At 69.7% G+C, this 6807-nt stretch carries 8 protein-coding genes; 4 read left to right on the plus strand and 4 right to left on the minus strand.

The window, feature by feature from the left end; all coding sequences use genetic code 11:
* Positions 1-30 precede the first annotated feature (30 nt).
* Complete coding sequence (gene lepB, locus ABIB58_RS14060) at positions 31-795, plus strand: signal peptidase I (protein ID WP_354041830.1); 765 nt, start codon at positions 31-33, stop codon at positions 793-795.
* Here lepB and ABIB58_RS14065 read toward each other — a convergent pair.
* The 3 genes from ABIB58_RS14065 to ABIB58_RS14075 are packed head-to-tail and all read right to left on the minus strand — an operon-like array spanning position 792 to position 2199.
* Positions 792-1130 (minus strand): EF-hand domain-containing protein, encoded by a 339-nt coding sequence (locus ABIB58_RS14065; protein WP_354041803.1) that lies wholly within the window; start codon positions 1128-1130, stop codon positions 792-794. The genes lepB and ABIB58_RS14065 overlap by 4 nt on opposite strands.
* A gap of 26 nt (positions 1131-1156) precedes the next feature.
* Entirely contained in the window at positions 1157-1810 is a 654-nt protein-coding gene (locus ABIB58_RS14070; RefSeq protein WP_354041807.1) for a DUF2155 domain-containing protein, read from the minus strand.
* Positions 1807-2199 (minus strand): NADH:ubiquinone oxidoreductase subunit NDUFA12, encoded by a 393-nt coding sequence (locus tag ABIB58_RS14075; RefSeq protein ID WP_039247905.1) that lies wholly within the window; start codon positions 2197-2199, stop codon positions 1807-1809. The genes ABIB58_RS14070 and ABIB58_RS14075 overlap by 4 nt, the downstream gene beginning before the upstream one ends.
* 206 nt (positions 2200-2405) lie before the next feature.
* Here ABIB58_RS14075 and ABIB58_RS14080 point away from each other — a divergent pair, with 206 nt between their 5' ends.
* From ABIB58_RS14080 to ABIB58_RS14090, 3 genes are all read left to right on the plus strand, one after another.
* The gene (locus ABIB58_RS14080) at positions 2406-4934 is read left to right on the plus strand and encodes a TSCPD domain-containing protein (protein WP_354041812.1); all 2529 of its coding nucleotides are present in this window, start codon (positions 2406-2408) and stop codon (positions 4932-4934) included.
* Positions 4935-4991: 57 nt separating this feature from the next.
* Positions 4992-5483 (plus strand): pentapeptide repeat-containing protein, encoded by a 492-nt coding sequence (locus ABIB58_RS14085; RefSeq protein ID WP_354041815.1) that lies wholly within the window; start codon positions 4992-4994, stop codon positions 5481-5483.
* An 81-nt stretch (positions 5484-5564) separates the two neighbouring features.
* Positions 5565-6452 carry a pentapeptide repeat-containing protein gene (locus tag ABIB58_RS14090; RefSeq protein ID WP_354041818.1) on the plus strand — a complete coding sequence of 296 codons (888 nt, stop codon included), beginning with the start codon at positions 5565-5567 and terminating at the stop codon, positions 6450-6452.
* 262 nt (positions 6453-6714) lie between these two features.
* On the opposite strand, the gene ABIB58_RS14095 is transcribed toward ABIB58_RS14090, so the two are convergent.
* The coding region (locus tag ABIB58_RS14095) for an EF-Tu C-terminal domain-related protein (protein ID WP_354038969.1) at positions 6715-6807 on the minus strand (93 nt) is incomplete at its 5' end.

Genomic DNA, 6807 nt, shown 5'->3' on the forward strand with positions numbered 1-6807 from the left:
TCTTCGCCCGGCCTGACGGTCAATGGCGGCATGACCCAGACCCCGCCCAAAGCCCCGCCCCGCCCGTCCCTTCTTCGCGAGGTGCGAGAGATCGCCCTGACGCTGATCTTCGCCATCATCCTGGCGCTCGCGATCCGCATCGTCCTGTTCCAACCCTTCACCATCCCCTCGTCGTCGATGGAGCCGGGGCTGGTGACCGGCGACTACATCGTCGTGTCGAAATATCCCTATGGCTGGAGCACGGCGTCACTGCCGTTCAATCCGGCGATGTCGCCCGGACGGCTGTTCGGGCGCGAACCGAGGCGCGGCGACGTGGTGGTGTTCCGCCTGCCGCGCGACCCCAGCGAGGCCTGGATCAAGCGCGTCGTCGGCCTGCCGGGCGATACGGTTCAGGTGCGGGGCGGCGTCGTCTTCGTCAATGGCGATCCGGTGCGCCAGACCCGGCTGGATGTCGTCGCCGACCACGATGCGCCGCAGCGACGGGTCCAGCAGGTGCGCGAGACCCTGGCCGACGGACGATCCTACGTCACCTACGACGGCGGACCGGATCTGCCGGGCGACGACACGCCTGTGCGCCGCGTGCCGGCGGGCCATTATCTGATGATGGGCGACAATCGCGACAACTCGCTGGACAGTCGCTGGCCGCCCGAGATCGGCGTCGGCCTGCTGCCGGCCGAAAACATCATCGGCCGGGCCGAGGTGGTGCTGGCCTCATGGAAGCCGGGCGCAGGCCTGTTCAAGCCCTGGACGTGGCTGAACCTTCAGTGGGACCGGTTCCTGGTCCGCATCCGCTAGCGCGCGCGGTATTCGTCGAAGCTGACGACGCCGTCGTGATTGCGGTCCAGCCGGTCGAAGTCGGCGCGGGTGGGCGACGACTGGGCCAGGGAGGGCGCGGCGACGGCGCCGAGCGCCAGGCCCGCGACAGCGGCGGCCAGCAGGGGCCGCCAGCTCAGGCGGGGTTGAGGACGCCCCGACGACGTCGCGTTCAACTCGGCGTCTATGAAGCGGCGAATGGCGTCGCTGGCTGTCCGGCCCTCGTCACGACACCGGGTCATGAAGGCGGTCTTGGTCGCGTGCGGCAGTCGGATTTCGACCGTTTCGGTCTTCTTGGGCGGCTTGTTGCGATCCATGGCGCGCCTCCTCGCGGCGTCAGAGCTCAGTTCTTACAGCCGACGACCCAGGCGTCATAGTAGGGGTTCTGGATGCCGCTGACGGCGGGCGACGAGGCGAACATCCAGCCGCGGAAGATCTGGCGGCCTTCCTGCCGGCCGCGCGCCTGAAGCGAGACGTCCATATAGGCGATGGCGTCTTCGGTCAGTTCGTCGGGCGTCGTCACCTCGCACGCGCGGGCCGCGAAGATCAGATTCTGGTTGAAGCGCACGGGGCGACCGCCGACCTCGACCTCGAACTTCATCGTCTCGGCGGTGACCTTGTCGATGGCCTGGATGATCGCGAACTTGCGCCGCTGGCGGCGCGCAGGCGTGGAGGGCTGGTCGATGGCCTTGGTCGCGACGGGCTTCTCGGCCGCGACTTCCTCCTCGGCCTTTTCCTCGACGGCGGCATCCTCGGCGATGACGACGTTGGGCGGCGGGGCCACGGCGACCGGAGAGCGCGGGGCCGGGGCGCCGGCGGGCGGCGTCTCGGTCGGCACCGACGGCTGGGCCGGGGTGGTGCGCAGAATGTCGCCGATCGGATCCTGAACCGGACGTGCATCGCGCGGCGCGTCCTGAAGCACGCTGGCGGTCACCGCGCCGGCGCTCAGCACGGCCGCGACGGACGCCGCGCCCAACAGGATGCGGCGGATTTTCACTCGGGCGTCCAGGCCTGATAGTCGCCGGTCGCGGCCGGGCGCTTGGCGTCGCCGGCCAGCGAGCCGGGCGGACGCCAGGCCAGGGGCGTGCCGGTCAGATTGGGCAGATGCTCCTTCTCCCAGGCGCGACGCGGCAGCGGCTGCTCGGTCGGCGGCTGGTCGAAGGTGTAGTGCAGCCAGCCGTGCCAGTCGGGCGTCACCTTGGACGCCTCGGCATAGCCGTCATAGATGACCCAGCGACGCTTGCGGCCGTCATAGCTGACGTTGTCGCGGCTCTCGTAATAGCGATTGCCGTTCTCGTCCTGGCCGACGAAGCGACCGCGCTTGGCGATGGTGAACCGGGTGCCGATCGTGGCGCCCTCCCACCAGCCGAAAATCTTGCTCAACACGTCGTGGAATCCAACCGTAAGGGGTCGCCGGAAAGGGAGGCGGCGTCTGGTGCGGATCATAGAAACCCGCGCCCTCTTCGTCCAGCGTTCAAGCGCCTCGTCATGAATCGATATCTTGTGGGCAAACCCGCCCTGCGACACCAGATGTATTGGCTAAGGCGCGTGCGCATCCTAGGCTCGCCCGAACCTTTCGGAGAGACGCCGCCATGCGCTTTCAATCCGGCTTCGCCGCTCGCGCCGAACGAGTCGCGATGGAGACCCGCGCCATCGAGCGCCCATCCGGCGTGCAACAGGTCCTGGCCCCCGCCGGCTGGTCCGACGTCCGGATCGAGGCCTGGCTGGACTGGGTCGAGGCGGAGGAGTTCGCAACGCCCCTGTCGGGCGATTGGCTGAACGGCGGCGTCGATGCCTGGGCCGAACGGCTGGCCGCGACGGGCGTGGCCGAGGGGGTGTTCGACCGGGCCGAGACCGCTGCGTTCGTCGAAGAGCTGTCGGGCGCCTTCAGGCTGGGCCTGGCGGCGCCGGCCGCGTCCGGACCTGCGGCCGTCGGCGTCGTCGATCTGAACGATCCCGGCGCGGCGGCGCGGCTGGAGGCGCACGCCGGGCGGCGCGCGGCCGCGCGTCTGGGGGCCCAGGCGGCCGACGCTCTGGCCGAGGCGCTGGCGGGCGTGGCCGATGCGGTCGATCGCTGCGAAGGTCCGCGCGGCGACTGCGGCGACCCTTCGCGCAATCCCGCCCTGGGCCGTGCAGCGGCCCTGGCGAAGCGATGCGGCGCCAGCGACGCCGATATCCTGAGAGCCATCGACGGCGAACGGCCCGCAATGGCCCTGGAACCGAGGGTCGAAGGCGCGCCTCTGGTCGCCCTGGCGGACCGGACCCAGATCGCGGCGGGCGCGCCCGAAGCCTTGCTGGCGGCCGAGGCGGCGCTGGACGGCGGTTTGATCGTCGCCTTCGACCCGCGCGATGCGGAGACCGCGACGGCGCAGACCGCGCGGGCCTTGATCGACCTGGGCGCCGTCTTGGGGCTCGACGGAGACATGGCGACCAATCTGGCGGATCTGACCCGCCTGCTGACGGCGGCGCTGGACCTACAGTCCACGCAGCCCGGTCCCATCGCGTTGGGACTGGACGACTTGCTGGAGGCCCTCGCGGCGGACGACGACCGCACGTCTCAGGCGCAGACGTTCGCGGAACTGGTCGCGGCGACGGCGGCCCAGACCTCAGCCGAACTGGCGTCCCGGCGCGGCCCCTGCCCCGACTGGGAAGACCCGGAGACGCCGCGTCGCCATTCGGCCATCGGCCTGTTCGTCGAGGATGCGGAGGCGCGGCTGCGACTGGGCCTGGGTCGCGTCGCGGCGGTCGACGTGTTCCAGACGGCCGACGGCGAGATCGGTCGCAGGCTGCACCCCGCGCTTGCCTCGGCCATCTCCGCAGCGGGCGGCGATGTCCTGGCGGCGGAGCGGTGGACCTTCGGTCGTCGCACGCTGGTCGAGGCGCCAGGCATCGATCACACAGCCTTGCGCGCCCTGGGCTTCACCGACATCGAACTGGCCGCCATCGAGACCGCCCTGGGCTGGGCCGAGGATTTCGACACGGTCTTCGCCGCCCCCGTCCTGGACCCCGGTTTCATCCGCGACGTGCTAGGCGTGGAAGATGGCGATGGTCTGCTGCTGACCCTGCTGGGCGTGTCGGAAGAGGCGGAGACGGCGGCGGCGCGCTGGGTCTTCGGTCATGGCGATCTGCGCGACTGGGCCGAGGCGCCGGCGTCCGTCGCCGCTCTGCTGGCCGATCCGGCGGCGGCGGCGGCCGAGCTGCGCCGCGCCGTCGAGCCGTTCAGCGACATGCCGGACCTCGCGGTGGAACCGATGGACTGGCGCACGACCTCGACCCAGGCCGCGCGACTGCTGAGCCAGGGCGCGCTAGAGGGCCGACGCGCCCTTCGCCTGTCGCGCGCCGCGCCGCCCGCCGGCCCGCTGCTGTCCCTGCCAAACATCGACGCCGCTCGTCCTGAACCTGTCCGCGAACCCCCTCGCCCGGCTATGACGGAACGGGTCGTCGAACGCGTGGTCGAGCGCGAACGCGCGCGCCGCAAACTGCCCGACCGGCGCAAGGGCTATATCCAGAAGGCCGCCGTCGGGGGCCACAAGGTGTATATCCACACCGGCGAATACGAAGACGGCGAACTGGGCGAGATCTTCATCGACATGCACAAGGAAGGCGCCGCCTTCCGCAGCCTGATGAACAACTTCGCCATCGCCATCTCCATCGGCCTGCAATACGGCGTGCCGCTGGACGAGTTCGTGGACGCCTTCGTCTTCACCCGGTTCGAGCCGGCCGGCCGCGTCACCGGCAACGATTCCATCAAGTCGGCGACCTCGATCCTGGACTACATCTTCCGCGAACTGGGCGTCTCCTATCTGGATCGCCACGAATTGGCCAACGCCGAGACGGAGGCGCAGAACCCCGACGATCTGGGCGACGGAAAGCCCGACGCCCATACAGCCGTACCCGCCGCCCGCTTCATCTCCAAGGGATTTGCGCGCGGTTCCGCGCCCGACAATCTGGTCGTCCTGCCCTTCGGTAAGAAGGGCGAGCCGGAAGTCCGCGCCGCCGCCAACAGCGAGGCCGTCGCCTGCCCCGCCTGCGGCGATTTCAGCCTGCAGCAACGCGGCGCCGCCTGGGTCTGCGACACCTGCGGGACGGCCCCGGCGCTTCAGGGCGGCGATCAGGGCTAGGTTAAGGGTTATGGCCTAGGGTTTGCTGACAGACGATCGAACGTCGGAGCCCGGTCCATGAAACGCACACTTTCCCTCGGCCTGATCGCCGCCCTGCTGGCCGTCGCCGCGCCCGCCTTGGCCCAGAACGCGGGTCAGATCGCCAGCGTGCGACGCGGCGCCTCCTGCGCCGGTTGCAATCTTTTTCAGGGCGACTTTTCGGGGCTTGAGGCGCGGGGCCTGAACCTGGCCGGTTCACGCCTGCGTCAGGCGGACCTGAGCCTGTCAGTGATGAACCGCACGCGCTTCTCCAACACCGACATGCGCGACGTAGAGGCCTATGGCGGCGTCTTCTCCGGCTCCAACTTCTCGCGCGCCAACCTGACCAACGCCAGCTTCGTCGGCGCCTATCTGGAGGGGGCCAGCTTCGCCGGCGCGACCCTCTCGGGGACCAATCTGTCGGGCGCCCAGCTGGCGCGGGCCACAGGCCTGACCCAGGCCCAACTGAACCGGGCCTGCGGCGACGCCTCCACCGTCCTGCCTCGGGGCTTGCGCATTCCGGCCTGCTGAGCGGCGCCGACCTTGCCTCGATTTCATGAAGTTACCTCGATTTAAGTAGGTGTCGCCGGGCTTTCGAGGCATTCAGAGTGCGTGAAACAGATCGCTGAACATATCCGGGTCCGCCCCACATTGGCCCTGCTGACGCTGGGGCTGGCGCTCGCCGCCTCCCCCGCCTTCGCCGGGGTCGAGATGTCGATGCAGGACCGCGACGTGGCCCGTTCGGTGTCGCTGGGCGGATCGTGCAACCGCTGCGAACTGTCCGGCCGCAATCTGTCGGGCGCCACTTTCACCGGCGCCAGCTTCATGAACGCCACCCTGGTCGGCGCCAATCTGCGCGGCGCCGAGATGATGGGCTCCAACTTCACCGGCAGCGATTTCAGCCGCGCCAACATGGGCGGGGTCGAGATCGTCGGCGCCAACTTCACCTCCGCGAACTTCACCGGCGCCAGCATCGTCGGCGCTGAAGCCCAGGGATCATCCTTTGTCCGCGCTAATCTGAGCCGAGCGGACCTGTCGGGCGGCGAGATGCACGGGGTCAACTTCACCGGCGCCACCTTGGCCAGCGCCAACTTCTCCAACTCTGAACTGTTCGGGGCGACCCTGGCCAATGTCCGGGCGTCCGGCGCCAACTTTTCCAACGCCGAGATCAACGCTTCCAACCTGTCGGGCGGCGACTTCACCGGCGCCCACTTCCCGAACGCCAGTCTGGATGGCGCCCGGTTGACCGGCGGAACCTTCGCCCGCGCCGACTTCACCAACGCCTCGCTGCGTCGCACCGACATTCGCGGCGCCGACCTGTCGGGCGCGCGCGGCCTGACCCAGGACCAGATCAGCGAAGCCTGCGGCGACGGCTCGACCCGCCTGCCCGGCCGCCTGACGCCCCAGGCCTGCCGCAGCAGCTCGATCCGCGTCATCCGCACCGCGCCCACGCCGCCGGTCCCGCCCCGCGTGCGCAACTTCGTCAACGCGCAGAACTAGCGCGCCCAGGCGCTCCTCGCCTCAGGGCGGGACCCACTCACCAAGATTGTCAGCGATCTCGAAGCCGGAGCGGCCGAGGCCTAGCCCGACTGCAGCAAGACGCGGCCCAATGTCGTCTTGGCGGCTGCCGTGGCTCATTCAGTCTGCCGATCACCTAGACAGCAAAACGGCCCCCGGACTGCTCCGGGGGCCGCTCTGTTAGGCGACTTTGTCTTTGGCCTATGCGCGCCTCGCGGAGGCGCGCGGCTTGAGGCCGTTTCGCTTAGGCGATGATCTTGGCCACGACGCCGGCGCCGACGGTGCGGCCGCCTTCACGGATGGCGAAGCGCAGGCCCTGGTCCATCGCGATCGGGGT

The sequence above is a fragment of the Brevundimonas sp. UYEF29 genome (genome assembly GCF_040546195.1).
In the GTDB taxonomy this organism is placed as follows: domain Bacteria; phylum Pseudomonadota; class Alphaproteobacteria; order Caulobacterales; family Caulobacteraceae; genus Brevundimonas; species Brevundimonas huaxiensis.